This is a genomic window from Actinomadura pelletieri DSM 43383, assembly GCF_003634705.1.
Classification (GTDB): domain Bacteria; phylum Actinomycetota; class Actinomycetes; order Streptosporangiales; family Streptosporangiaceae; genus Spirillospora; species Spirillospora pelletieri.
This window is the reverse complement of the sequence record NZ_RBWU01000007.1, coordinates 126,177-152,974: the sequence shown is the minus strand read 5'-3', so window position 1 is coordinate 152,974 and position 26,798 is coordinate 126,177. Positions and strand designations below refer to the sequence as shown.

The window sequence follows — 26,798 nt, the reverse complement described above, 5'->3', positions numbered from 1 at the left end:
CGCCCCCGTGGCGCCGATCCCTACGGCCTCGGACGTTCCGGCGAGCGTCTGCCCCGGCGGTGCTCGGGGCGCAGCCTCATCGGACGGTCGTCGGGCGGTCAGACCCCGTGGCGCTCTCCCGTCAGCGGGGTGACCAGCTCCTGGTCGCGTGCATGGTCACGGGCGTACATCCCCGTCACCCGGCGCGCCCGCCGAGCGCGTCGGTCGGTCGCCGGCAGGAACAGCGCGTCGCGCCGGCTGGCGCGCGAGAAGTCCCACAGGTAGACGGCACCGGCCAGAACCCCGGCGAGCACGAGGGCCACGAAAGCGATGACGAACATCAGTGCTCCTCTCCACGGGACCCAGCACCGGCCCCGCTTCGTCACCGATCAAGGCGATCAGCTCTTGACATTGACATTAAGCGCACCGTTTCCACCTTTCTGTGTCGTGCGCCCCAATTGAGGTGAGCCCTCTGCCACTGCGGTTCGGCCAGGAACGGAGGTGTCCGATCGTCCGTCTAACCGGCGGCGAGGGGAGGGTGAATGGAGTCGGCGAGCGTGCTCATCGGGCTGTGGGTGGCGGTCCTGTTACCCGACAGCCTGCCGCGGGTGCGGCGATCGTTCCTGTTCCGGGTGGTGTTCGCCGGGCTCTACAGCGTCTGGGTCCTGGCATCGTCGCTCGCCTGGTGGAAGGTCGCACTCGATCTGAAACCCATGTAGAGGGCATTTTGAACGATGTGGATTCCCTGATCGAGACGCTGGAGTCCCTTGATCTGAGGTATGCGGATTTCATTGTGGCGGGGAGCGCTCCGCTCCTCGTCCATGGTCTGCGCTCCAGTATCCAGGATGTCGACATCGTCGCGCGCGGCCCGGAATGGGACAAGGTGGAGGCGCGATACGAGGTCACGCGCGCCCCCTATGAGGAGGTTCTCGTCGCCCACTTTTTCCATCGCGGAGTCTCCATCGAGATCCTCAACGGCTGGTTTCCGGTGACGTTGGGATGGGACGTCGACCATCTGATCAAGAAGGCGGACGTGGTTCGAGGCGTCAACTTCCTGCCGCTGGATCTCACCCTCGTCTGGAAGAAGGCCCTCGGCCGCGACAAGGACCTGGACGACATCCGCGAACTCGAGGCTTTTCTGCACGCCGGGAACGGCCGTCCATGAAATCGACCGGCGGGCACGCGCCGGAAGGTGTGGGCGGACGAGTCGGCCTGTAAGCCGGGTTCTGTGCCCGGCGGCCCCGGAGGGCGCCGGGTGACGGCCATCCATCTCGGACCGTCGTTGCCGACGGCCTCCAGCGGTCTACCCGCAGGCTCGGGCGGGCAGCCCTCGAGCACCTGCGCGGAGCCTCTCGCGGCCCCTTCTTGACCTTGCTCCGGGTGGGGTTTACCGAGCCGCCCACGTCACCGTGGGCGCTGGTGAGCTCTTACCTCACCGTTTCACCCTTACCGCCGGCGGACCGGCGGCGGTCTGTTTTCTGTGGCACTGTCCCGCGGGTCACCCCGGGTCGGCGTTACCGACCACCCTGCCCTGTGGAGCCCGGACTTTCCTCGACGGGAATCGCTCCCCGACGCGGCCGTCCGGCCGGCTCGTCCGCCGTCCCTCAAGATTAGTGGGTGCGCGAGCCGACCGCGTACCGAAGGCGATTCGGTCAGGTCGTCAGGTGATGGACGTCGTTGTAGGCGCGCAGGGTCGCGGGACCGTCGGCGTACCAGTCGATGGACGAGAGGGCCCCCACGTCCAGGTGCATCCGGAACAGGGCCGAGATCGGCGCGCCCAAGGCCTCCCGCACCAGGAGCTTGATGGGGGTGACGTGCGAGACGACGAGGACCGTCCGTTCGCGGTGGCGGACCTTCAGCTTATCCAGGGCCGTGCGGACGCGGCGGGACACCTGCGCGAAACTCTCCCCGCCGGGCGGCGCGGCGTCCGGGTCGGCGAGCCACGCCTTCATCTCGACGGGCCACGCCTCCTCCGCCTCGGCGAACGTGAGGCCCTCCCACTCGCCGAAGTCGGTCTCGCGGAAGTCGTCCTCGACCCGGACGTCCAGCCCGGTGACGGCGGCGATCTCGGCGGCGGTGGCGCGGCAGCGGGACAGCGGCGAGGTGAGGATCGCGTCGAGCCCACGGCTCTGCAGCGCCAGGGCGGCGGCGCGGGCCTGCGCGACGCCGTTCGCGGTGAGCGGGATGTCACGGATCCCGGCGAAGCGACGCTCGATCGACAGGGGCGTCTCGCCGTGCCGCAGCAGGACCGTGGTCGTCGAGGTGGACGATGGCCGCGACCAGCCGGGCGGCGGGGGCTCCGGCTCCCCCGGCGTCTCCTCCGTCCCGCGGACCCACGGCTCGCCGCGGGCCGCCGCGTCCATCGCCTCGTTGGCGAGCCGGTCGGCGTGCGCGTTCCGGTTCCGCGGGATCCAGCCGTAGGACACCGCGCCGAGGCCCATCGCCAGATTCCGGGCCCGGGTCGCCAAGGGGATCATGTCCGGATGCTTGATCTTCCAGCGGCCCGACATCTGCTCCACGACGAGCTTGGAGTCCATCCGGACCTCGACGCGGGCGGACGGGTCGATCCCGGCGGCTGCCGTCAGCCCGGCGATCAGGCCCCGGTACTCGGCCACGTTGTTGGTGGCGTGCCCGATCGCCTCGGCGACCTCCGCGAGGACCTCCCCGGTGAACGCGTCGCGGACGACCGCCCCGTACCCGGCGGGGCCGGGGTTGCCGCGCGAGCCGCCGTCCGCCTCGACGACGAGCCTGCGACCGCCCGCGCGCGACCCGGCGTTCACAGCCCCGACTCTGGGGTCCGGACGAGGACGCGGCGGCACTCCTCGCAGCGGATGACCTCGTCGTCGGCGGCGGCGCGGATACGGTTCAGGTCGACGGTGTTGAGCGCCAGGTGGCAGCCCTGGCAGGCGCCGCGGAACAACTTGGCCGCGCCGACGCCGCCGAACTGGCCGCGCAGCTTCTCGTAGAGGGCGAGCAGGTCGTCCGGGACGTCCTTGGCGACGGCCGTGCGGGCGGTCGTGGTCGTCGCGGCCTCCTCGTCGATCGCCCGCTGGGCGGTGTCACGACGCTCGACGAGCGTGGCCAGTTCCTCCTGCGCGGCGGACTGGTCGGCGCGCAGGGCCGCGACCCTGCCCTCCGCCTCCTCCGTCCGCTCCATGATCTCCAGGACGACCTCCTCCAGGTCGGACTGGCGGCGCTGCAGCGACTCGATCTCCGCCTGGAGGCTGCCGAGGTCCTTGGCGGACGTCACCTGCCCGGAGTCGAGCCGTTTGCGGTCCCGGTCGGCGCGGGTGCGGACCTGCTCCACGTCCTGCTCCGCCTTCCGCTGCTCCCGCTGGAGATCGTCGACCTCCGTCTCGGCGGCCACGATCGCGTCGCGCAGTTCGGTCAGCCGGCCCTCCAGCCGCTCGATCTCCGCCAGCTCGGGCAGGGTCCGGCGCCGGTGCGCCAACCGGTCCAGCGAGCTGTCGAGCTCCTGCAGGTCGATCAGGCGAAGCTGGGCCTGCGGTGCGGCTTTCACCGAGAACCTCCCGTGCGGATGGCCGATCCGTCACGCTCCCGTACAACGGATGGCGGTGGATTAGTCAAAGTGACCCCTTGCTGTAAAGCTCATGTCGTTCGTGCGCCGGCGAGGTCAACGCGCTCCCTCGTCGTGGAGGCTCCACGCGTCGGTGACGATGGTGGACACCCGCGTCTCCAGCTCGCCCGTCTCCGGTGAGGCCGCGGCCAGGCGCCGTTCGGCGTCGGCGAGCCAGGGCCATTCCGTCGCCCAGTGCGCGGCGTCCACCAGGGCGGGCCCGCCGTGCTCGGCGAACTCCGACGCGGGATGGTGCCGCAGGTCGGCGGTGAGGTACACGTCGACGCCCGCCGCCCGCGCGGTGTCCAGCAGCGAGTCGCCCGCGCCGCCGCACACGGCGACGGTCCGGACGGGACGGTCCGGGTCGCCCGCCGCGCGGACCCCCCAGGCGGTCGGCGGCAGCCCGGCGGCCACCCGTCCGGTGAACTCCCGCAACGTGAGCGGCGCGGCCAGTTCCCCGATCCGGCCGAGGCCCCGGCGGGGATCGTCGACGGCGGGGACCATCGGACGCGACACGCCGGTGAGGCCGACCGCCCGCGCCAACGCGTCCGACACGCCCGGGTCGGCGCGGTCGGCGTTGGTGTGCGCGGTGTGCAACGCCACACCGTTGACGATCATCCGGTGGACGAGCCGTCCCTTCGGCGTGGTCGCGGCGACGGAGTGGACCCCGCGCAGCAGCAACGGATGGTGCGTGACGATCAGGTCGGCGTCCCATTCCAGTGCCTCGTCCAGTACCGCGGCCACCGGATCGACGGCGAACAGGACCCGGCGGACCTCCTGGTCAGGGTCACCGCAGACGAGCCCGACCGCGTCCCAGGACTCGGCCCACGACGGCGGATAAAGCTCTTCGAGGACCGCGATGACATGGGATAGGCGCACGTCCCGCAGGCTACCGCGCCGCGACCCCGCCAACGAGCGTCACTCGGGGGCGCCCGGGTCTGAAACGATGGACGGGGGGCACCCCGATCGAGAGGAGTTCGCCATGTCGGCTTCCGCCGCCTCCACGGAACCACGGCCTGCCGAGCCCACCGCACAACGGCCGCACATGCCCGGTTACGGCGTTCGGGGACCGGACGAGGGAAGCGGGCTGCTCCCGTGGTCCTGGGCCGTCGAACGGCTGGAATCCGCGCGCAACTTCTGGCTGTGCACCGTCCGTCCGGACGGGCGCCCGCACGCCATGCCGGTGTGGGGCGCCTGGGACGGTGCGGCGCTGCTGTTCAGCAGCAGCGCGCCGTCCCGCAAGATTCTGAACCTGAGGGCGAACCCGCAGGTGGTCGTCACCACTGAGGGGGCCGAGGAGCCCGTCGTCATCGAGGGACACGCGGAGATCCTCACCGACGGGCGAGACCTGCAACGCTTCATCGACCTGGTCAACTCCAAGTACGCGACCCGATATCGTGTGGACTTCCTGGACCCCGAGGTGAACGCGACCGTCGCGGTGCGGCCACAGCAGGCGTTCGGGCTCGCCCAGGGAGACTTCACCGGCTCCCCAACCCGGTGGTCGTTCGTCGACTGAACGTCCACCGGGATCAATCTGGAGACTCATCGCGTTGGAGCATGTGTGAAGTCACCCTTTCGTCGCCGCAAGCGCGTCAAGGGCCGCGCCATGGGCAACCGCCCCGAGCCGGCCGAGCAGGAGACCGTCGAATGGCCCCGTGACGGGACGGGCAAGCCGACCCTGATGGGCGCCATCCGCGGCGACGGCAAGACCGGAGCGGGCTTCGGCGGCGGCCTCGCCGAGGACCTCGCCTCCGTGTTCGAGGGCTCGAAGAAGATCAAGGTCGAGGAGCAGGAGCGGCAGAAACTGCTCCGCGAGGACGACCACGAGCAGACGGGCTCGGGCGCCACCCGCGACGACCTCACCTCCGGCAAGATCCGCATCCGCCGCCCCGACTGACTCGAACACAAGTTCGAGTTCGGGTTATCCTTCCCCGGTGAGCACCTACGTTCCGCCCGGCTGGCCCTCGCAGGTGCACCCACCGGGCTCCGACCGTTTCGAGGACACCGCCCTCGCCTGGCTGCTGGAACTCGTCCCGCCCGAGTACCGCAGGTACGGCGTCCTACGCCGCTACCCCATCGCCCTCGCCCGCATGGCCCGCCACCATGTCGCCGCGTCCGTCGAGGCGGCCCGCGAGGGCTTCCGCACCGCCCGCGTCGACCTCGGCGACGTCGTCCCCCCGCACGGCATCGAGTCCGTCCTGGACACCTACCGCCGCGAGGGCGCCCGCCTCGTCACCCTCCTGCACGGCATCGAACTGGTCGAGACGGCCCTACACGGCCTCGCCGAACCGGACGACCCCACCCATCAGCGTCCCTTCACCCCCAAGCTGTGACCACCCCGTTGACGCTGAGTCGCGAGGTGCGCAAGCCTTGACCTGATTTCGACGGGAGGCGGAGTCCGGTGAGCGCACCACCAGGCTGGTACCCAGATCCGGAGTTGATGGGCCGCGAACGCTACTGGGACGGCCAAACCTGGACAGACCAGTCCCGCCGCTACGAAGGCCGCGCCCGCCGCCGCCCCTCCACCCCCACTCCCCCACGACCAACACACGCGTCGCCCCCCACCACCAACCCCCCACCAGACGCCACGCCTCCGCACCCGGGCCGCATACCACCACCAGCCGCGCCGCCTCCCGCCACACCCCGCGACACCGACGCACGCGCCACGAGTCCACCGCCTCCCGCGCGAACCGACGTTCCGCCAGGCGCAGCGCCCCCGCGAGCGAGGCGCGTGCCACCGCCAACGGCACCGCCTTCCAGCTCGCTTCCCGCCACGAACCCACGTGCCGCCAATCCCCCCCAGGCCACCCAAACCAACGCTGCGTCGCCGCAACCAGGGCCCGTGCCGCCAACAGCGCCGCCTCTCGCCACACCTCGCAACACCAGCGCACACGCGGCGGATCCGCCTGCCCAGCCCAACGACCCGCCAGGCGCCACATCTCCGTGGCCGAGACGCGTACCACCGCCGACGGCACCGCCCTCCGGGACACTTCCCGGCACCGACTCGCGTGCCGCCGATCCACCACGCCCCGCTCACACCAACACCCCGCCGCCGCAGCCAAGGCCCGCGCCACCGAGCGCGCCGCCGCCCGCCCTGCCCAACGTTCCGCCAAGCGCGGCTCCTTCGCGAGCGGGACGCGTACCACCGCCGACGGCACCGCCCTCCGGGACACTTCCCGGCACCGACTCGCGTGCCGCCGATCCACCCCAGGCCGCTCAAACCAACGCCGCGTCGCCGCAGCCAGGGCCCGTGCCGCCAACCGCGCCGCCTCTCGCCACGCCCCACGACACCAGCGCGCAAGCGGCCGATCCACCGCCTGCCCAGCCCAACGTTCCGCCAAGTGCGGCTCCTTCGCGAGCGGGACGCGTGCCACCGCCGACGGCGTCGCCTACCGGGTCGCTTCCCGGCAGCGACTCGCGTGCCGCCGATGCGGCGCGGCCCGCTCACAACAACGCCTCGCCGCCGTGGTCGGGGCGTGTGCCGTCGAGCGCGCCGCCTCTCGCCGCGCCTCGCGACACCGGTGCGCAGGTGGGCGATTCACTGTGGGCCGACGTTCCGCCGGAGGGCGTGCCGACGCCTCGCGGCGGGGAGTCTGCGGTCGCGGATGGCGGGCCCGGTTCGCCGGCGGTTCCTCATCTCGCGTCGCCGGGGGCGGGAGAGGTTCTTTCGGCGGGGACGCCGGTTGTGGGGCGAGAGCGTTCGGTGTCGGGTGAGAGTGTGGCGGCGTTCGCTCAGTTGCCTGCGGCGGAGCCTCGGTTTCTGCCTCCGGGGCGGGGGCGGGTGGACGTCCCTGAGGGTGGTGATGGGCGGCGGTGGGCATCGGTCGGGGCCGTTGTGGTCGTGGAGGCCCTGGTGGTCTCGGTCATCGGCTTCGGGCTGCATACGGTGTGGCCGGTCTTGGGTGGTGTTGTGCCGTTCGTGCTGTGGGCGGTTTCGTTGCTCGCCACGCTGAGCGCGCCCAGGGCGTACGGGTACCGGGAGCCGACCGTGGAGGAGCGGGGACGGTTGGAGCGGCCGTGGCGGGACGTCCAGCGGCGGGCGGGGGGCGGTGCGTACCGGCTCGTGGTCGTGGACGTGGACGCGTTGAACGCGTGCAGGCCGTTCGGGCGGACGGTCGCGGTCACGTCCCATGCGGCGAGGTCGTTGCCTCCGGGTCGGTTGGCGGCGGTGCTCGCGCACGAGTTGGGGCATTCGCTCGGCTGGCGGGCGGGGCTCGCGTTTCTCCGGGAACAGGTCGCGGCGCCGAGTCGGGTCGCGTCGTGGGTGTGGCGGGCGTTGTGGGATCCGGTCGTGTCCATGTGGCGGCGGGCCGTCGCGTGGCATATGCCGATCGGGTTCGTGCTGGTCTTTCTGATGGCCGTCGTCGCGGCGGCGGTCACGGTCGTGGTGGTGGTTCCGGTCGGGGCCGCCCATGCCGCGCGGCTGGCGGGGCGTCTGCTGGCGGGGTGGTTCGAGGCGCGGGCGGACGCGGTGGTCGTGCGGATGGGGTTGGGCGACGACCTGTTGGCGGCCGTGGAGCATCGGCTCGATCAGGGTGGGCCGATGTCGCTTCCCCTGGTGCGGCGGGCGGAGAGGTTGCGTCGCGGGCTTGTCGGTTGAGGGGTCAGCGGCCGAATAGGGGCGGCGGGCCGCCTTCTCCGGGTGGACGGTGACGTGGTCCTCCCGGGTCGGTCGGCGGCGCGGTCCACTTCGGCGGGGGTTGGGCGGTCCACTGGGCGGGTTGGGCGGCCAACGGGTGTTGGACGGTCGCGTCCGGTGCGGGAAGGGCGTCCTGGGGCGCGGGTGGCTCCGGGAGGGGGCCCAGGGTGACGCGCTCCAGGGTGATGATCGACGGGTCGCATTCGACCGGGGTGAGGGCGCGTCCCCCGCCGGGGGCCGACTCGACCAGGAGGAGGGCGTGGTCGGGAAGGTGCTGGAGGGTGACCGGTTCGACGGCGTACTCGTAGACGCGTTGGGTCGTGTCGGCGTCGCTCCAGTTGGTGCCCTCCGCGTAGGCGTGGGCGGCGGACCAGTTCCGCGACGTGGAGGTCGCGGTCCCCTCGGTGTCGCTGCGGCTGGTGGAACCGCCCCGGTTGCTTCCGCGCGAGTGGGAGGTGGAGCGGTCGGGGAACAGGCCGAACATCTCGCCGCCCGAGTAGCTGGCGCCGGAGGAACGGCTCGTCCCCCAGGTGGTGGCGGTGCCGGTCGTGCGGCTGGTGCTGTGGGTCTCGGAGTCGCCCTCGCCCTCGGTGAGGGTGGACGTGTGCGACTCGTTCCCGCCGACGTTCTTCGTGATCTGCGACAGGACGAAGCGGTGGTCGCGGCCGATGAAGTCGGCGGCCCTGGTGGCGTCCTCGTGGTTGCCGAGGCGCATGAACGCGACGGCTCCACCGCCGATCATCTCGGCGGAGGTGTCCCGCAGGCGCCGGAACAGCAGGGTGAGCGGTACGCCGCGCCGTTCGCACGCGTCCGACAGGCGTTCCAGGTGGCAGCGGGCCAGGTCGTCGGCGCCCACGACGACGACCGCGGGGGTGGCGTCGCGGGACGCGGTGACGCGGTGCGTGACCCACTGCACGATCAGGTCGGTGAGCAGTTCGGACCGGACGTTGCGGGCGTGGCTGTCCAGCGCGACGCACGTCAGGTAGCCCGCGCCGGTCCGCTCGGGTTCGGTGCCGAGGTTCTCCAGGGGATGCACGTAGGACTCGATCCGCGACAGGTTCGCGTGGGCCTGGCGGCGGTACTCGACGGTGAAGAGTTCGTTCGTGACGCGCCGCCGCTCGTCCCGGGTCAGGTTCTCGCCGTCGTCGGGTTCGCCCATCAGCGCGCGGAGCGCGGCCGCGATCCGGCCCAGGGTGACGTCGTCGCCGAGCGCGTCGCAGATCTTGGTGAGGATCCGGTCGTCCATGCTGCGTTCGGCCCGTGCCGCGTCGGGCGTGCCGCCGTGCATGGATTCGACGATCGCGTCGACGAGGTCCCGCGGCGACAGGTCGGTCAGCAGGCTGGACGACGACTGGCGGCTCGGCAGCAGTTGCACGTCCACCCCCATCCAGGCCTCCCGCGCCAGTTCGACCAGTTCGCGGCTGACGACCTCACGCGACAGGTCCAGCACGAGCAGCGGTTGCGCGGCCAGCGTGGACGTGCCGTACGTGGTCAGCAGCGCCTCCCACGCCCACAGCGTCCCGCCGAACACGTCCAGGCGGCGGCCGGGCCGCGTGACGGCGCCCCATTCGGGCAGCCCGTCCAGGCGCGCGTGTTCGGACGCGTCGTGCGCCTGCCTGCGGGCCTGCCATTGGCGGGCCTGTTCGTGGTATCCGTCGATGCTCTGCTTGCGGGCCAGGGCGTAGGCGTCCCGGGCGCTCTGCCGCTGCCGGACGGCCCACGACGCCATCACGGCGCCCGGGGAGGCGGCGACGGCGGCGAGGACCAGCGTCCCGACCGGGAAGCCGCTCGGGCCCGAGGACACGGCGGCGCAGGCCGCGAAGAGCGCCAGGATCGAGGCGACGCCCAGGCTCACCGGTAGCGTCCTGTTGAGGTGGCGCCGCGCGAACGCCTCGGTCTCGGCGACGCGGCGGGCGAGGTACTCCGGCAGTGGACGCTGCTGTGGCGGAGGTTCGGGAAAGGGACGCAGGAACCGTCGGCGGTCCCGGAACATCCAGCCGAGGCGGGGTTCGGGACTGAAGAGCCGCTCGATGCGCGACCCGGGCCGTCCGTGATCGACGGGTTCACCCCTCACGACGCTGAACTCCCGTTCTGTTCGGATGCAGGGTGATCGTCACGCCTGGGACGGGGTGTGCGCGGCGATGCGTGATCAACCCAAGCAGATTGACACCGGACTTGTCAGGTCGTCCCTCCGGTTTCGGGCTTCCCACGGGGCTTCTTGCTGAATAGCCTGACCGGCCATGGCAACCACTGACATGTGGAACGTGGTGCGCGGCCTCCCGGTGTGCCGGCTGCTGGAGGTGCCCCGTCCGGACGGGACGGACGGGCGCGACGAATGGCGCGACCAGCGGCTCGCCGCGCTCGTGTCGGCGTACCACGCGGGCGGGGACCCGGTGCTGGTCGGGTGGCGGCGCGCGCGGCCGTCCGGCCCCACGGAGGTGTTCGTCGGCGGGGACGGTCTCCTCGCCGACCATGACGGGCGGGCCGCGACACTGAGCCTCCCGGCGGGTGGACGCGGCGTGCCGGTCCCGGACGGCATCACCGAGGACTCCATGGCGCACTGGGTGAGCGTCGGCGCCATCGCCGACGGCCTGCTCGTGGACGACGACGCCCCCGACGAGCCCGCGAGACCGTCCCTGGAGGACGGTCTCCTCTCCGTCTGGACGCAGCCGTTCGCGTGGCTGCTGGTCGCCGAGCCCGTGGCTCCGGCGGAGGCCGGGTTCCTCGCCGACGATCTCGCCGACCGGCAGCGGCGCGCCCAGTCGATGGCGGAGATGTCGCCGGAGGAGTCGGTCGCGGCCGTCCGGTTGGAGCGGCGGCACCGCGAGCTGCGCCGGGCGGCCACTGCGGGGCTGTGGCGGGTGCGGCTGATGGCGGGCGCGGCGACCGAGCGGGCGGCGGCGCGGGTCGCGGCGCTGGTGTGCGCGTCGGCGGACCTGAGCCGGCTGCCGTACGCCCTGGTGCCGGGGGCGCCGGGCCCGTTCGAGGCGAGCACGCAACTGGTGGCGGCGCTCGCGCGGCCGCCCGTCCGGGAGGTCGCCGGGATCAGGTTCGTGATGCGGCCCGACTTCGACGTGACGCCCGAGTCGGCGGGCACCGGCGTGGCCCTCGGCCGGGTCCTGGACCGCGACCGCCGCGACGTCGGACCGATGTCGGTGCCGCTATCCAGCCTGAACCGGCACACGTTCGTGTGCGGCGCGACCGGCGCGGGCAAGTCGCAGACCGTCCGGTCGCTGCTCACGGCGGCGTCGGACGCCGGGGTGCCGTGGCTGGTGGTCGAGCCGGCGAAGGCCGAGTACCGGCTGATGGCGGCGCGGCTCCCGGACGCCGAGGTGATCACGATCCGGCCGGGCGACACCGAGGCCATCGCCGCGGGGATCAACCCCCTGGAACCGGCGACGGGCCCGGACGGGCGGCCGTTCCCGTTGCAGACCCACGCCGACCTCGTCCGCGCGCTGTTCCTCGCCGCGTTCGACGCCGAGGAGCCTTTCCCGCAGGTGCTGTCGGCGGCGCTGACCCGCTGCTACGAGCGGCTCGGCTGGGATCTGGCGCTCGGCGAGCCGTCCGTCCCCGGGGCCGCGCCGCGCCATCCGACGCTCGCCGACCTGCAGGCCGCCGCCGAACAGGTCGTCACCGAGATCGGCTACGGCCAGGAGATCACCGACAATGTGCGCGGGTTCGTCCGTGTCCGGCTGTCGAGCCTGCGGCTCGGGACGACGGGCCGGTTCTTCGAGGGCGGTCATCCGATCGACTTCGACGCGCTGCTCGCCCGCAACGTCGTCCTGGAGATCGAGGACGTCGGCGACGACCGTGACAAGGCGTTCCTCATGGGGACGGTCCTGGTCCGGCTCGTGGAGCATCTGCGGATGCGGCAGCGGGCGGGCGGCGGCGCCGGGCTGCGTCATCTGACCGTGTTCGAGGAGGCGCACCGGTTGCTGCGCCGCAGCGAGCAGGCGGGGCCCGCGTCCCATGCCGTGGAGACGTTCGCGAGCCTTCTCGCGGAGATCCGCGCATACGGGGAGGGGTTGATCGTGGCGGAGCAGATCCCGTCGAAGCTCGTCCCGGACGTCATCAAGAACACCGCCGTGAAGATCGTCCATCGGCTTCCCGCGCGGGACGACCGGGACGCGGTCGGCGCCACCATGAACATCACCGACGCTCAGTCGCGGTTCCTGGTGACGCTGACGCCCGGAGAGGGCGCGGTTTTCACCGACGGCATGGACTACCCGCATCTGGTCCGCATGCCGGACGGCTCGCACTTGGAGAAGGCCGCGCCGGTCGCGTCCCCGCGCGCGCTGGTCGGCCCGCGGAGCGGCACCTGTGGGTCGGACTGCCGAGACACGCCGTGCACCCTCCGCGACATGCGCGCCGCCCAGCGGGCGGTGGCCGACCGTCCCGAGCTGGTCCTGTGGGCGGAACTGGCCGCCGCGGCCCATCTGACCGGCTGGGGGCCGCCGAAACCGGACGTGTCCGTGCTGGACGGCCTACCCCCACGGCTACGCGACTGTGCCCTGTCCCACGCGGTCGACGCCGCGGTGGCGGCCCGTGGCGCTCCGACCCGGCTCGCCGAGCATCTCGTCGCCACCTTTCACGGAGCCCCCTGCACGGACGACGAGACGGAGTACTTCGCGACCCCCTATCGCTGGTGCCTCGTCCTGGAGGAACTCCAGCGGGCCGACAGGGACGACCCGGAGGCGGGCAGGCATCGACTCAGCGGGGAATGGGCGTCCGCCTACAAAAGAACCATTCCCGGCGATACTCTCGCCGACCAATTCCGGCATGTCACCGCATGGTGGGAACGCGACCAACGTGATCTACAGGCCCGTTCCATCACCCTCTACGGCGGTACTCCATCGGCGCTCGAAACCGCCGTGGGCGCGCTCCGCACCGACTCCGACTGGCCGGAACGGCTCCGCGAGGCGACGTCCTTCTTCGGCGACGTGGACGGCCTGCTCGATCTCCTTCTCCATGCGCCCGGCGTTGATGATCATGCATGATGGGGATCATGGGGGTACTGGAACAGGTGGCACCGAATCTGGTCGACGTCCTACGCCGTGACGCCTGGTGGATGGGGTGGAACACCCTGCTGGCGTGGATTCCGGTGGGTCTGGCCTGGGTGCTCTTCCGTGGTCGGCGACCGTCCCGCTCACCCATCTGGTGGGCCGGACTCGTCCTTTTCGTCCTCTTTCTGCCGAATGCTCCGTATGTCGTGACCGATCTGGTGCATCTGCGCGGCGACATCATGCTGGCCGACCGCGGCGGACCCGTCGTGAGCGTCATCCTGCCCGTCTACGCGGTGTTCATCGGCTCCGGTTTCCTGGCCTACTACCTCGCCCTCGGCGCCGCGCTCCGCCATCTCGCCCGGCTCGGCCTCGGCGCCTGGCAGGGCCGCGTGACCATCGCCGCGCACGCCGTCTGTGCCGTCGGCGTCTTCCTCGGCCGCTGGGCCCGCCTCAACAGCTGGGAGCCCGTCGCCGACCCGCAGGGCGCCCTCGAACGGATCATCGTCCATCTGACCTGGTCCTGGGCGCCCATACTGATCATCGGCACGTTCGCGGTCACCTGGCTGTGCCACTTCCTGACCAGGGCCATCGCCGAGGCGTCGTTCGACGCGACCGTCAAGGGCGCCCGCCGCCTCCACGCGTCCCTCACGTCCTGAGCCATGTCCCGGGCCCGTGCCCGGAGGGCTCAGGTGAGTTTCTCCAGGCGGTCGGCCGCCTCGGCGACGCCCCCGGCCGACGCGAAGGAGTCCCGGACGCGTCCGGCGGCGGCCCGGTGGCGGGAGCCGTCGGCGAGGACGGCGGTGAGCGCGGTCCGGATCTCGTCCGGGCGGACGCGGGCGAACCGGACGGCGATCCCGGCGCCCGCCGCCGCCACCCGCCGGGCGATGACGGGCTGGTCGTCCCGGACGGGCGCCACCACCAGGGGAAGCCCGTGGGAGAGGGACTCGCAGACCGTGCCGTGGTCGCCGTCGCACACGACGGCCGCGAGGTGTTCGAGCAGCTTGAGGCGCGGGACGGCGTCCCGCACGAGAACGTTCGGCGGCGGGTCGGGCACCGCGCCTGGCGGCGCCACGAGGATCGCCTGGACGTCCATGTCGCGGACGGCCTCGGCGGCGACCCCGAGGAACCGGTCGCCGGACGGGCCCGTCCCCGCCCCGAGCGTGACGAGAACGGCGGGACGGCCGTCCAGCCGGTCCCACGGGAACGCGCGGGGCGCGGCACGGCCCGGCACCGGGCCGACGAAGGCGAAATGGTCGGGGAAGAGCGAGACGTCCCCGACCAGGGCACCGGACGAGAACACCAGCACCAGATGGTCGGAGAAGCGCAGGTCGAGCAGGTCGTCGATGCCGTGGTCGAGCTGGAAGTCCGCGATCCGCTCACGGACCCACTCCTCGACCTTCGGCAGGTGGCCGAGCGGGCGGGTGAACTTTACCGGCGTCGTCGCGGCCGTGGCCCAGGGGATCTCGCGGTGCCGGGCGGCGACGGGAGCGGCGAGCACGAACTGGTCGGAGACCACCACGTCCGGGCGGAAACGGTCGATCGCCTTCTCCACGCCCGGCATCATGGCGTGCCCGAGCGGCACGACCCATTCCTCCCAGTGGAAGCGCAGGGCGGCGAGGCCGCGCAGGCGCAGCCGGTCGTCGCGGATGCCGGGCAGGCGCGCCGCGAAGTCGCCGTCGACGGACCCGAACACGCGGGATCCGGAGCGCAGCAGCCGTTCGAGGGACGGCCGGTGCCCCGTCCAGGCGACCTTGTGGCCGCGCTGGACGAGTTCGGCGGCGACCGCGATCAGCGGGTCGGTGTTCGGGTCGGTGCTCGATTCGGAAGAAGGGTCGACCGGGCCGATCGGCGGTGGGACGGCGAACAGGAACCGCCGCGCCGCCGTCCTCGCCCGCCGGATGCCGGGATCGTCCAGCAGGGACGGGACGTGCTTACGGCGCGCGCTCATCGATCGCCTTCCGAAGGTGCGGCGGAGGGGCCGGACGCCGAGACGTGCGCCCGTTCCCGTTCGGTGATGTGGTCCACGACGTCCCCGACCGTCAGGTTCGTGATCTCGTCGAGGTCGAGGTCCGCGAGGAAACCGGGGAAGTCGACATGGTCGCCGTAGCGGGTGCGGAGCCGGTCGGCCAGGGCGACGAACTCGATGCTCTCCAGTCCGATGTCGTCGCCGAACGTGGTCGCGGGGCCGATCCGCGCGTCGGGCGGGAAGTCCTCCCCCACCACGTCGGTCAGTATCTGGACGACCTCGGAGAGAACGTCGTTCATGCGCGGGCCTCCTCCATGTCTGCGCCGCCGTCCGTGGCCGTCCAGGCCACGACGTGTCCGTCGATTTCCCGTGTCTCCACCGTCGTGACCGTGCCGCCGGCGGCGATAAGGAGCCGTTCCGCGTCGGCGACGGTCACGGTCAGTTCCGGACGGTCGGATCCGACGTTCATCGACCGGAGCACCGCCTGCTTGGCCGCGCGGACCCGCGCGTCCCTCTCGTTGCGGGCGAGGCCGATTCCGGCTGGTCGGTGGCCGGTTCTGACCAGCGCGACGCCCAGTTCCGCCTCCGAGGCGATGGAGACGGTCAGCGGTTCGTCGAAGGGGCCCGTCACCGTCGGCCCTTCGTGGACGGTGAGTTCGGCCGGGAACAGGGGTCCGTGACCGTTGCGCCATAGGTGGTCGCGGACGGCGTCCTTGGCCGCGATGCGTCCGAGCAGCCATGGCCCCTGCGCGAACGGTGGAAGCGCCTCGTACTCGGCGCGTTCGACGGCGCACAGGTACTGCCGCATGAGGAGGTCGCGTGACGCCGTGCCGTCCCAGCGTTTGCGGGCCAGGCACCAGCCACCCGGCTGTGGTTCGCCCGTTCCCGACACTTCGGCGGTGAACTTCATCCGCCAGAGGGCTTCGTCGGTGTAGAAGCGGTGGGTCGTCCATCCGTCGATCCGTGCCCACACCGTTCCGTTCTGGTGGACGAGTTCGGCCGAGCAACGCATGGTCGTGTCCGTCAGGGACTGGTTCCAGATGGTCGTCGCGACGTCTTCGCCCGGCGACGGCTGCGGCCCGTACAGGGAGACCCGTTCTATCCCCACCGGGAACACGGTCTGGTTGGTGTCGCCGTACACCTGGATCCAGTGGCCGCACAGCTGCCCGGCGCCGTCCAGCAGCGCGCCCGGTGTGGGGAGGGAGGTCAGAACAGCGCGGACACCGTCCTCGGCGAGCGCCGTGATCTCGGTGATGCCGCGGAAGAGCGGGCCGTGGAACATCCACCGTTCCTCGTACAGCCGTTCGGCGGTGACGATGGGCGGGCCCTCGACCGTCAACGGGGTGCGGTCGGGGGTGGGCGGCGGCGGATAGCGGTCGGCGAGCAGAACCGTCCCGTCCGCGTAACCCTCGACCACGACCTTCACCTTGCGGGGACGGTCACGCTCGTCGATGAGCCGCGCGCTGACGTCTGCGGTGGTCGGCGGGGCGGCCACGACCCAGCGGACGGCGCGGACGTTCTCGAACCCGATGACCACCATTCCGGGCAGGAGTTCCCGCGCGGTGTCCGCCAGAACCTCCAGCAGCGTGGCCAGCGGGACGATCGGAAACCTGTCCGACATGTCGGGCCAGCCGGGAGCCTGCGGGACGACACAGTGGTCACTCAGATACGGCATCGTGTCGAGCGAGAACACCCGCGACCCGGCCCGTTCCGTCGCCTCGGGCGGGCCCACGCCCGGTGCGCCCGCGTCTCCGGGGAACACGTCCTCGGGCCGCGCGTTCTCGGCGGGCGGAACCGGCGCGGGCGAGTCGTCCGACCGGCCGGACGGCCCCGGACGGTCGCCGAGCGCGTCCAGAACGGACTGCGCCCCGCTCGTCGCGTCGTCGAGGAGCGCCTCCAACTCGGCCAGAACCGGATCGTCGGCCGGTAGCGACGGCACCCCGGACGCGAGCCGCAGGGGCGCCACGGCGCCGTCCAACCTCACCAGCGGCGTACCGAGGTCGAGCCGCATGCCCGTCGCGGGAGGCGGTGACGGCGCCGCGCCGTACCCCTCCGCCCACAGCGCGGCGACGACGCGGCGCAACTGGGCCATGCCGTCCCGGTTCGGCGCGTTGACGGCCACGGCGAGATGCTCGCGGTCACCGAGCCCGTCGGCCGCGAACCCGGTGAGGCTCCCCGGACCGACCTGCACGAACGCACGCACATGGGCCGCGTTGTACAGCTCGTCGATCAGTTCCCTGAACCGGACCGGTTCGAGAAGGTGCCGGACGGCGAGATCACGGACGTCGGCGGCGGCCCGTGGGAACGGCGCGACCGTCGTCGCCGACCACAGCGGCACACGCGGCTCCCGGAGCGGCAGGGCCTCCAAAGAACGCCGCAGCCGTTTCTCGTACGCGTGGGCCAGCGGCGTGTGGAAACCGGACGTGAACGGCAGTTCCCGCCCGAGCACGCCCTCCGCCGCGAGCCGCAGAAGGATCCCACGGACCTCCTCCGCCGGACCGCAGATCACCGACTGGTGCGGGCCGTTGTCGTGGCTGACGAAGACGTCGGACCGTCCCGTGGCGGCGTCGCGCGCCTTCGCGGCGCCGCAGCCCAGCGCCGCGTACACGACGTCGGGAACGCCCGGGACGTCCTCGTCGAGGGCCCGGACGAGGCCCCCGACCGCGTCTGCGTCGCACACGCCGGTGGCGACCATCGCCGTCCACTCGCCGAGGCCGTGCCCCACCGCGAGGTCCGGCTCCACGCCGAGTTCGGCGAGGGCCGTGGCCAGCAGGCCGCCCACGGCGATCGCGTCGGCGGCGTGGCCGAGCAGGTCCCGGCGCCCGGTGAGCGCGGGTTTCGGGAGCCCGAGACGCTCCGCGACGTCGTCCACGCAAGGGTCGAAGGCGGGCTCGAACCCGGGGAACAGGAACGCCAGGCGTCCGCCCTCCGCGAGGAGCGGGCGGGGGGAGAACCACACGTCGCTGCGGCCCCGCCAGGCGGCTCCGCGCTGGACGACCGCCCGCGCGAGGTCGAGCCGACGCGGTGTGGGGGCGACCATCGCGAGGCGGCACGGCAGGTCGGGGACGTCGTCCGCCGCACGTGCCAGGAGGTCCTCGTCGGGTGCGGTCAGGGCCTCGGCCAGTTCGCCGGTCGTCCGGGCGGCCAGCCGCAGCACGATCTCGTCGGCCTGGGGTTCGTTCGACGTTGGCGTGTCGAGTTTCCGGCGGTTCGTCCATCGTCCCGTCCGCCGGGCGACACGGCCCGAGGGCGGCTCCTGAAGAATCACGTGCGCGTTGGCGCCGCCGAACCCGAAGGCGTTGACCACGGCACGCCGCGGACCGCCGTGCCGTTCCCACTCGGCCGCCTCCCGGACGGGCCGCAGCCTGCCGTGCTCCAGCGCCGGATGCGGGTCGTCCACGTGCAGCGTCGGCGGCAGCACGCCGTCGCGCACCGCGCACGCGGCCTTGATCAACCCGGCGATCCCGGCGGCCGTCATCGCGTGCCCGATCATCGACTTGACGGTGCCGAGCCCGATCGGCGGGCCGTCGGCCCCGAAGGCCCGGTGCAGGGTCGCCAGTTCGGCCTCGTCGCCCGCCGGGGTCCCGGTGCCGTGCGCCTCGACCAGGCCGAGCGCGCCGGGCTCCGCCGGATCGAGGCCCGCGTCGCGCCAGGCCCGCTCGACCGCGAGAATCTGCCCCTCCACGCTCGGGCTCATGAGCCCGGCGGCGCGGCCGTCGCTGGACGAACCCGCGCCGAGCACGAGCGCGTGCACGCGGTCGCCCGCCCGTTCGGCGTCCGACAGCCGCTTGAGCAGGACGATCCCGGTGCCCTCCGCGAGGAGCGTCCCGTCCGCCGCCCGGTCGAACGGACGGATCGTCCCGCTCGGGCTCAACGCGCGCAACTGGCTGAAGACACTCCACACCGTGGCGTGATGGGCGTGGTGGACCGCCCCGGCGAGCACCGCGTCGACCTGCCCGCTCCGCAGCGCCCGCACGGCGTGCTCGACCGCCAGCAGCGCCGACGCGCACGCCGCGTCCAGCGTGTACGCGGGGCCGCGCAGGTCGAACCGGTCGGCGATGCGGGTCGCGGTGAGGCTCGGCACCAGCCCGGTCGAGGCGTCGGCGGCGTCCGGGCCGAGCCGTTCGCGGAACGCCCGGCGGATCTCGTCCAGCCGCCGCTCCCCGAGTTCCGGCACCAGCTCGGCGAGGAGCCCGGTGAGCTGGTGGGACGTCCGGACCCGCTGGTCGAACCGCGCCACGCCCGAGGTGAGGTAGCCGCCGCGTCCGATGACCACGCCGATCCTCGACCGGTCGGGCAGACGCTCGTCACCGCCCGCGTCCGCGATCGCGTCCGCGGCCACCCGCAGCGCCAGCAATTGGTCGGGTTCCATGCCCGGCACCGCCGCCGGCGCGATCCCGAACCGCGCCGGGTCGAACGTGGCCAGGTCGTCGACGAATCCGCCCCTCCTGCAGTAGAACCGGTCGCTCTCGGGGGGCCGCCCGTAGGCGTCGGCGTCGTAGTACAGCGCGGGATCCCATCGACCGGCGGGTACGTCGGTGATCGCGTCGAATCCGGCCAGCACGTTGCGCCACAGGTCCGCCGCCGAGCCCGCGCCGGGGAACACCGCCCCGGCGCCGACGATCGCGATCGGCTCTCCCGCCTCGCTCATCGCCCGGCCCCGGTGAACACGACATGCGTCTCGTCGCCGTGCGCGATCTCCCGCAGCAGCGCCGCCAGGGCCGCATCGGGCCCGTCCCACTCGACCGGCTCGACCGGCTCGCCACCAGGGGGCACGTCCCGGTCGGCGACGAGGACCCGCCCTCGCAGCCGCGTCCGCCAGACGTTCGCCAGCGTGCCGCAGGCGTCGCTCGCCGCGGCGTGATCGCTGTGACCGGGTTCGCCGCGCACACCGGCGGCGCCGCCGAGGACGACGAAGAACCCCAGGTCGGGCCGTACCGACTGGACGAGCGCGCACGCGCCGTCCACCTTCGTCCGGTACACCTGCTCGAACGACTCGGGCGTCTTGTCCGCGATCGGGCGGTCGTCGACGATCCCGGCGCCGTGCACCACGCCGTCAAGCCGCCCATGCCGCGCGTAGACGCCGTCGACGACGTTCCGCACCGCCCGCCGGTCGCGCACGTCCACCGCGTGGTACCGGACGGACGCCGCGCGCGCCCGCAACACCGCCATCTCACCGGCGGGCTCCGGGGAGCGTCCCACGATCTCCATGTGGCAGCCGCTCGTCCGGGCCAGTTCCCGGGCGATCCGCGCCGTGAAGCCGCGCGCGCCTCCGGTGAGGAGCACGACGCCGTCCGGGCCCACGGGCGCCTCGGGTTCGCCGTCCAGTTCCGCCGGGACGACGCTCAACCCGCGCCGCAGCCCGCCCTCGTGCCCGACCACGACCGGTCCGTCGGCGTCCAGCAGCTCCGCCAGGATCCGCTGCGCGATCACACGCGGGGTGGCCTCGGTGTCGACGTCCACGGCCCGCACCAGCACGTCGGGGTACTCCAGTGCGATCGTCCGCGCCAGACCCGGCAGTCCCGCGCCCGGCGCCGGGTCCCCGGCACCACCGCCGTCGAACCGCCGCCCGAACGTCCCGCCCGCGCAGCCGGCGACGGCGAGCCAGCGCAGCCCGCCGGACAGCGCGCGCCGGATGCCCGCGTACGCCCCGGGCAGCGCCGGCGCCGACGCGGGCCGCAGCGCCGCGAGCTGGACCAGCCCGTCCACGTCCACGTCCGCGTCTCCGTCGACGTCGTGTGACGTTCGCGTCCGGGCTCCGAGCCGTTCGAGCATCACGGCGAGTTCGGGCGCGACGCCGCATTCGTCGTCCACGATGTGGAAACGGCGCCCGGCGAACATCGTCCCCGACTCCGGGGGCGTCGGCAGCGCGTCCAGCTCCACGACCCGCAGAACCTGCCGGACGACACCGGCACGCGGCCGCACCCGCACCTCCACCGGCTCCGGAGCGGACGGAGCGGGCACCGACGACGGCGGCGCCGGCTCCTCGTTCCGGGGCGGCATCTCGCGTGGAGACACCGTCGTCGACTCGCCCCGGCCGGTCCGATGGGCCCGCACGGGCGCCGCGACCGTCGCGGGGAGGGCGGGCCGTGGCGCCGGAACGGAGACTTCCGCCGGATCGGACCGCGGCTCCCGGACGGGCGGTGGCGCCGCGCCGAGATGCCGGAGCACCACCTCGCGCTGAGCCGCGATCATCTCGCGGCCGGTGCGCAGATATTCGAGGACGGCCGCCTCCGACGGGTGCGGAGCACCGAGGGGAACGCGTTCGGCCGGGCGGAGCGCGCCCGCCGGGTATCCGCCGTCGACGGTCCGGACGTGGCGCCCGTTGACCACCCAGCCGGGCACCGGGGCGGGACCGGTGAGCGGGCGGGCGTCGCGACCGGCGAACAGGGGCAGCGGGTCGACGGGGACACCGGCGGCGGCGAGTTCGGCGAGCGTGTGCAGGAGGCGGACGATGCCGTTCTCGCCGGGGACGTCGCAGGCCACGGCGGTGTGCGGGCGGTCGCCGAGGATCTGCTCGACGAGGCCGGTAAGGGCGCCTCCCGGGCCCGTCTCGACGAAGACTCGGGCGCCCGCCTCGTACATCGCCTCGATCTGCTCGACGAACCGGACGGGCGTGGCGATCTGACCGGCGAGGGCGGCGGCGAGTTCGGCGGGGTCGGTCGCGTAGGGCTCGGCGGTCGTGTTCGCCCAGACGGGGAAGGCGGGCGAGCGCAGGTCGCGGCGCAGGAGGTCGGCGCGCAGTTCGGCGGACGCGGCGGCGACGAGCGGGCTGTGGAACGCGCACGCCACCGAAAGCCGTTCGACGGCGATGCCCGCGGCGGACAGCGCGCGCAGGGCACGGTCGAGGCCCGCGCACGTCCCGGAGATCACGACCCGGCGCGGCGCGTCGTGTCCGGCGACGACGACCTCCGAGAGGCCGCTCAGCGCGGCACGGACCTCGGGGAGGGACGCGGCGACGGCGGCCATCGCGCCCGGCTCGTCCCCACCGGCGGGCGGCCCGCCGGACGGCACACCGGCCAGCGCCGCGGCCAGGGTCGCCTCGGCGCGGACGGCGCTGAACCCGACCATGCCGGTGTCGTCGAAGACCCCGGCGGCGCACAGCGCGGCGACCTCTCCGTACCCGTGGCCCGCGGCGAGGTCCGGGTGGACGCCGAGGGCGGTCAGGAGGCGATGGACGGCCAGCCCGGCGATGCCGAGGGCGGGCTCCGCGACCCGGACGTCGTTGATCTCGGCCTGGTGGCGCCGGGTCGCGGCGCGGGTGAACGCGGCGGGCGGGAACATCGCCGGGGCGTACCGTCCGCCCGCCAGGCGGAGCAGGCGCTGCAGGCGAGGGAACGCGATGAACAGGTCGGCGAGCATGTTCGGACGCTGCGCCCCCTGCCCGGGGAACAGGAACGCGATCCGGCCCGGTTCGCCGGACGGGACGAACACACCCGGTGCCGGGCGGAACTCCCCGGCGAGGTCGAGTTTCCGCCGCAGGTCGTCCAGTCCGGTGGCGACGAAGGCGACCTGGAGGGGGCCGTCGGCGGCGGCGGCCGTCCGCGCGAGGTCGCGGAGCCGGGGTTCGACCGGCAGGAGGGCCGAGAGGCGGTCGAGTTCGGCGCGGGCGGCGGACCGGTCCGGCGCCCGGATCAGGAACAGTTCGGCGGGCCATTCGGCGAGCCCGGACACCGGCTCGGGCGCACCGTCGTAACCGGACAGGACGGCGTGGACGTGCACGCCGCCGACGCCGAACGCGCTCACCCCCGCGAACCGTTCGCCGGGCGGTGCCGCCCACGGGCGGGCGGCGCCGCCGAAGGAGAACGGGCCGCCGGGTTCCCACGCGGCGTTCGGACGGACGAGATGCGATGCCCCCGGCAGCACGCCCGTGTGCAGCGCGTACGCGGTCTTGACGAGTCCGGCGAGCCCGGCGGCGCATCCGGTGTGCCCGATCTGCGCCTTGACCGACCCGAGCGTGATCCCGCCCGGGGTCGCGTCGGTGAAGGTGGAGCGCAGCGCCGACAGTTCCGTCCGGTCGCCGACCGCCGTGCACGCCGCGTGCGCCTCGACGAGCCCGACCGAGGCGGGCGCGACGCCCGCGCGCTCGTAGGCGCGGTCCAGTGCGCGGCGCTGCCCTTCGGCACGCGGCGCGGCGAGATCGGCGGAGCGCCCGGCACCGGCCCCGGCGACCGCCTTGACGACCGCGTAGATCCGGTCGCCGTCGCGTTCGGCGTCCGCGAGGCGTTTGAGGACGACGCAGGCGACGCCCTCGCCGAGCGCGACCCCGTCGGCGGACGCGTCGAACGCGGCGCAGCGGCCCGACGGCGACAGCGCGCCCGCGGACGCGTACAGATGGTCCCGGACGCCCCCATACAGGTCGGCGCCACCGCACAGGACCATGTCGCCGGCGCCCACCAGCAGCTCCTTGCAGGCGGCGTCGAGGGCGACGAGGGACGCGGCCCCGGCCGCGTCGACGGTGTGGGCGGTGCCGCCGAGGCCGAGCCGGTCGGCGATCCGTCCGGCGATCACGCCGGTGAGGACCCCCGGAAGCGAACCCTCCACCGGACGCGGGAGCTGCTCGTCCAACCCGGCCGGAACCTCGCCGAAGTAGTCGGGAAGCGCGGCGCGCATGGCGTGGGCGGCGCCGAGGTCACCGCCGCCCCCCGCACCGAAGATCACCGAGGTGCGGGACCGGTCGAACGGACGGTCGGCGTATCCGGCGTCGCGCAGCGCGCGGGCGGCGACCTCCAGCGCCAGGAGCTGGACCGGGTCGATGCCGCCGACCGTGCCCGGCGGGATGCCGTACGCGAGCGCGTCGAACGCGATGTCGGGCAGCGACCCGCGCCACCTGGACGGCGCCTCATGATCGGCCTCATGATCGGCCTCATGATCGACCTCCGGGTCCCGGCACACGACCTCGGTGATCGAGTCGACGCCGCCCACGATGTTCGCCCAGTAGCCGTCGGCGTCGCGGGCGCCGGGGAACACGCACCCGATCCCGATGATCGCGATGTCCGCGGGACGCGCCGCGCCGACCGGTTCGGGACGCGACCCCGTGAGACCGAGTTCGGCGGCGCGGGCGGCCAGGAACGCGGTCGCGCCGGACGTGACCTGCTCGTGCAGCGCGGCGACCGTGGTCGTGGCCGAGCGCAGCGCCGCGGCCTGGCCCATCACGTACAGGCCCTCCGACCGCTGCACCGCGGGCGCCACGGGCGTCGAGCGGCGCAACCCCTTGCCGGCGAGGCGCAGACGAGCAAGATTCAGTTTCTCGAGCCGTCGCCCGACCTCCGGGTGCGGCGTCCCGGCCTGTTCCAGTTCGCGGCGAGTGTCGGCGAACGTTTCGACATAGGGGGTTCTGGCGCAGCGGACCTCGTGTCCGGGCGACGTCTCCAGCAGGGCGGTCTCGGTGCAGTCGAGCGCCGTTTCCTGGAAGCCCGGCAGGATCGCGCCCGCCGCCACGGCCTCCGAGGTGAACAGGTACGCGGTGCCCATCAGGACGCGGACGTCGGCGCCCCGCTCGGCCAGCGGCCCCGCCAGCGCCGCCACCATCGCCGCGGAGCGCTCGTCATGGATCCCGCCCGCGAACATCACCGACAGCTCCGCGACGGTGTCGTCGCCGCACGTCAGCAGCCGTTCGACCTGGGCGTCCCACAGCGGGAAGCCCGCCAGCGGCCCGACCGGACCACCGCACTCCCGGCCCGCGAACACGAACTTGCGCGCGCCGCCGTCCAGGAAACGTTCCAGCAGGTCAGGGGTGGGGGCATGGAGGTACGCGCCGGTTCCGGCGGCCTCCAGCGGCTCGGCCTCCGCCGGGCTCCCGCCGGCGAGCAACGCGTACGGCGGTCCGATCTCGTGGACGGCGGCGAGCTGCTCCGCCCGGACGTCAGGCGGGGCGGAGCCGGCGATTCCGACGCCCCAGGGCCGCCCGCCGAGCCGGTCGGCGGTCTCGCGCAGCAGGGCCCGGACGGTGTCGCCGTCCATCAGGGCGAGCGCGAGGAACGGCAGGCCACCGTCCTGCGCGACCGCGCCCGCGAACGTCGAACCGTCGGTGACCTGCGCCATCGGCCCCTGAACGACGACCGGAGAGGTGCGCTCCACCAGCGGTTCGGCGCGGACGGCGGCCCGTAGATGCGCCGCGATCCCGTCCCGGACGGCCTGGACCACGCCCCCTGCGGTCTTGTGGCGCCCGGCGAGCGCCGCCGCCAGCGGATCGTCCGGTCCGGGCGCCGCGTCGGCCTCCCGGACGAGCGAGAGCTGCGCGTCCAGGACGACCCCGGCCGCTCCGCCCACCACCGCCGCCGCGGCCGAGTGCGTCCCGATCCCGCCCGCCGAGTACACCGGAACGTGCACCGACGGATCGGCCGTCAACCGCTGCAGCAGGACGAACGCGGTCAGCTCACCCGCGCGTCCACCCGCCTCGGAGCCCCGCGCGATGAGCCCCACGTCACCGGTGAGACCGCGGGCGACGGGCAGGACGGCCGCGGCCTCCTCGGGGCCGACGACCTCCACCAGCAGGCGGCGACCGCGCGCGAACCCGGCGATGTCGAGCGAGTCGTCCGACCGGAGCGCCGGCGCGTCCACCAGAACGGTGTCCACGGCGTCCGGAAGCTCCGCCGGTCGGATCCGGCACCCCGCCGGGACGCGCACGCCGAACGGTCCCGTCCACCAGCGGCGCACGTCCGCGAGCGCGGTGAGACCCGGCGCGCGGTCGGCGCCGAGGTCGAGCACGCCGACGCCCCCGGCCCGCGCGACCGCCACGACGAGATGGGGTGCCGGACGGCCGAACGGGGTCACCCCGATGATCTCCGTCCGGGGGCCGTCGTCCGACCCTCGCCCGTACTCGCCCGCGTCCGCCGCCATGCACTGCCCCCCGACGTCCCGTGCGGCTCGCAACAACGGTGCGTCACACTACGGTCGGCGACACCGCGATCACCGTGACGACACACCCGCGGGCACGCCGATGCCGCCGCCGCAAGGAACATTGGAGGTCCCTTGACCCCGGCAGGCCGCGGCGGCCTCAGAACCGTCCGCGTCCGGCCTCAGGTGGGAAGGGCCGCGAGCCGACCACCACCAGCGAGAGCAGCACCACCACGGCCGTCCCGCCGACGAGGTTGAGGCCGGACGTCGCGAGCGCCGCGTCCAGCGGGCCCCTGAGGACCAGCGGCAGGACGGTCAGCAGCACGACCGCGATCGCGCCGATCCACGCGAACACCCGGACGGGCCGCGCCGACGACGCCACGAGAAGGTGCATCAACGCGGTCGCCTGGATCGTTCCGGCCGTCGCGCACAGGGCGTAGCTCGTCGCGGCCGGGACCGCTTCGGCGCGTCCACCCGCGAACACCGGGACGTCCACCCCGGCCATCGTGCGCAGCGCCGCCACCGACGCGAACGCCAGGACACCGCCGCACAGCGCCGCGGAGATCCCCGTCCACCACAGCGGTCGCAGCCGCGGATCGGACCGGGCGGAGATCTCCTCGTGCAGCGCGACGAAGTCCTCGTAGCGTCTCGCCGGAGCCTCCAGGGGGCGCCGACGCGCCGTGGACGGGCACCGGAACGACCGTTCCCAGGGCCGTGGCGCCGGGCGGCCGGCGCGCCTGCCGTGCAGACCGCCGGAGTACCGCCCGAATGACGAATCGGGCATGTCCCCTCCCC

18 protein-coding genes, 1 other RNA gene and 1 pseudogene are annotated in these 26,798 nt (G+C 73.5%); 9 read left to right on the top strand and 11 right to left on the bottom strand.

What is annotated here, in order from left to right; all coding sequences use genetic code 11:
• Window positions 1-98: 98 nt before the first annotated feature.
• On the bottom strand, window positions 99-320 hold the full coding sequence (locus BZB76_RS28930; RefSeq protein WP_121437606.1) for a hypothetical protein: 222 nt from the start codon (window positions 318-320) through the stop codon (window positions 99-101).
• Window positions 321-521: 201 nt separating this feature from the next.
• Between BZB76_RS28930 and BZB76_RS34995 the strand changes: the two genes are divergently transcribed.
• Both BZB76_RS34995 and BZB76_RS28925 read left to right on the top strand, forming a co-directional pair.
• Complete coding sequence (locus BZB76_RS34995; protein WP_170180801.1) at window positions 522-698, top strand: hypothetical protein; 177 nt, start codon at window positions 522-524, stop codon at window positions 696-698.
• Window positions 665-1,144 carry a hypothetical protein gene (locus BZB76_RS28925; RefSeq protein ID WP_246007280.1) on the top strand — a complete coding sequence of 160 codons (480 nt, stop codon included), beginning with the start codon at window positions 665-667 and terminating at the stop codon, window positions 1,142-1,144. The genes BZB76_RS34995 and BZB76_RS28925 overlap by 34 nt, the downstream gene beginning before the upstream one ends.
• Window positions 1,145-1,178: 34 nt before the next feature.
• On the opposite strand, the gene rnpB is transcribed toward BZB76_RS28925, so the two are convergent.
• The 4 genes from rnpB to BZB76_RS28910 all read right to left on the bottom strand — a co-directional run bounded on the left by rnpB (window position 1,179) and on the right by BZB76_RS28910 (window position 4,435).
• An RNA gene (rnpB, locus tag BZB76_RS28920) (RNase P RNA component class A) lies at window positions 1,179-1,572 on the bottom strand.
• A 59-nt stretch (window positions 1,573-1,631) separates the two neighbouring features.
• Window positions 1,632-2,759, bottom strand: a complete 1,128-nt coding sequence (locus BZB76_RS28915) for a bifunctional RNase H/acid phosphatase (RefSeq protein ID WP_211343245.1) — start codon at window positions 2,757-2,759, stop codon at window positions 1,632-1,634.
• Window positions 2,756-3,499, bottom strand: coding sequence for a zinc ribbon domain-containing protein (locus BZB76_RS35410; RefSeq protein ID WP_211343244.1), 744 nt, complete (start codon window positions 3,497-3,499; stop codon window positions 2,756-2,758). Before BZB76_RS35410 ends, BZB76_RS28915 begins: the two co-directional genes overlap by 4 nt.
• A 114-nt stretch (window positions 3,500-3,613) precedes the next feature.
• Window positions 3,614-4,435 carry a Nif3-like dinuclear metal center hexameric protein gene (locus tag BZB76_RS28910; protein ID WP_121437604.1) on the bottom strand — a complete coding sequence of 274 codons (822 nt, stop codon included), beginning with the start codon at window positions 4,433-4,435 and terminating at the stop codon, window positions 3,614-3,616.
• Window positions 4,436-4,538: 103 nt separating this feature from the next.
• On the opposite strand from BZB76_RS28910, the gene BZB76_RS28905 reads away from it, so the two are divergent.
• From BZB76_RS28905 to BZB76_RS28890, 5 genes and pseudogenes are all read left to right on the top strand, one after another.
• Entirely contained in the window at window positions 4,539-5,072 is a 534-nt protein-coding gene (locus BZB76_RS28905) for a pyridoxamine 5'-phosphate oxidase family protein (RefSeq protein ID WP_121437951.1), read from the top strand.
• Window positions 5,073-5,117: 45 nt separating this feature from the next.
• Window positions 5,118-5,453, top strand: a complete 336-nt coding sequence (locus BZB76_RS28900; RefSeq protein WP_121437603.1) for a DUF6191 domain-containing protein — start codon at window positions 5,118-5,120, stop codon at window positions 5,451-5,453.
• 37 nt (window positions 5,454-5,490) lie between these two features.
• On the top strand, window positions 5,491-5,889 hold the full coding sequence (locus BZB76_RS28895) for a hypothetical protein (protein WP_121437602.1): 399 nt from the start codon (window positions 5,491-5,493) through the stop codon (window positions 5,887-5,889).
• Between the two features lie 68 nt (window positions 5,890-5,957).
• Window positions 5,958-6,038, top strand: a pseudogene (locus tag BZB76_RS36765) (DUF2510 domain-containing protein); the annotation flags it as partial.
• 1,371 nt (window positions 6,039-7,409) lie between these two features.
• Entirely contained in the window at window positions 7,410-8,156 is a 747-nt protein-coding gene (locus tag BZB76_RS28890; RefSeq protein WP_147449589.1) for a M48 family metalloprotease, read from the top strand.
• 4 nt (window positions 8,157-8,160) lie between these two features.
• Here the strand turns inward: BZB76_RS28890 and BZB76_RS28885 are convergent, their stop codons facing one another.
• Complete coding sequence (locus BZB76_RS28885) at window positions 8,161-10,269, bottom strand: hypothetical protein (protein WP_121437600.1); 2,109 nt, start codon at window positions 10,267-10,269, stop codon at window positions 8,161-8,163.
• 166 nt (window positions 10,270-10,435) lie between these two features.
• On the opposite strand from BZB76_RS28885, the gene BZB76_RS28880 reads away from it, so the two are divergent.
• Window positions 10,436-13,192, top strand: coding sequence for an ATP-binding protein (locus BZB76_RS28880; protein ID WP_121437599.1), 2,757 nt, complete (start codon window positions 10,436-10,438; stop codon window positions 13,190-13,192).
• A gap of 8 nt (window positions 13,193-13,200) precedes the next feature.
• Window positions 13,201-13,854, top strand: a complete 654-nt coding sequence (locus BZB76_RS28875) for a DUF1361 domain-containing protein (protein ID WP_121437950.1) — start codon at window positions 13,201-13,203, stop codon at window positions 13,852-13,854.
• Between the two features lie 29 nt (window positions 13,855-13,883).
• Here BZB76_RS28875 and BZB76_RS28870 read toward each other — a convergent pair whose 3' ends face one another.
• From BZB76_RS28870 to BZB76_RS28850, 5 genes are all read right to left on the bottom strand, one after another.
• On the bottom strand, window positions 13,884-15,146 hold the full coding sequence (locus BZB76_RS28870) for a glycosyltransferase (RefSeq protein WP_121437598.1): 1,263 nt from the start codon (window positions 15,144-15,146) through the stop codon (window positions 13,884-13,886).
• Window positions 15,143-15,463: an acyl carrier protein gene (locus BZB76_RS28865; protein ID WP_211343243.1), complete on the bottom strand. Its 321-nt coding sequence runs from the start codon at window positions 15,461-15,463 to the stop codon at window positions 15,143-15,145. The genes BZB76_RS28870 and BZB76_RS28865 overlap by 4 nt, the downstream gene beginning before the upstream one ends.
• Window positions 15,460-19,815 carry a beta-ketoacyl synthase N-terminal-like domain-containing protein gene (locus BZB76_RS28860; RefSeq protein WP_121437597.1) on the bottom strand — a complete coding sequence of 1,452 codons (4,356 nt, stop codon included), beginning with the start codon at window positions 19,813-19,815 and terminating at the stop codon, window positions 15,460-15,462. Before BZB76_RS28860 ends, BZB76_RS28865 begins: the two co-directional genes overlap by 4 nt.
• Window positions 19,812-26,006: a type I polyketide synthase gene (locus BZB76_RS28855; RefSeq protein WP_121437596.1), complete on the bottom strand. Its 6,195-nt coding sequence runs from the start codon at window positions 26,004-26,006 to the stop codon at window positions 19,812-19,814. Before BZB76_RS28855 ends, BZB76_RS28860 begins: the two co-directional genes overlap by 4 nt.
• 157 nt (window positions 26,007-26,163) lie before the next feature.
• Complete coding sequence (locus tag BZB76_RS28850) at window positions 26,164-26,787, bottom strand: hypothetical protein (protein WP_121437595.1); 624 nt, start codon at window positions 26,785-26,787, stop codon at window positions 26,164-26,166.
• Window positions 26,788-26,798 lie beyond the last annotated feature (11 nt).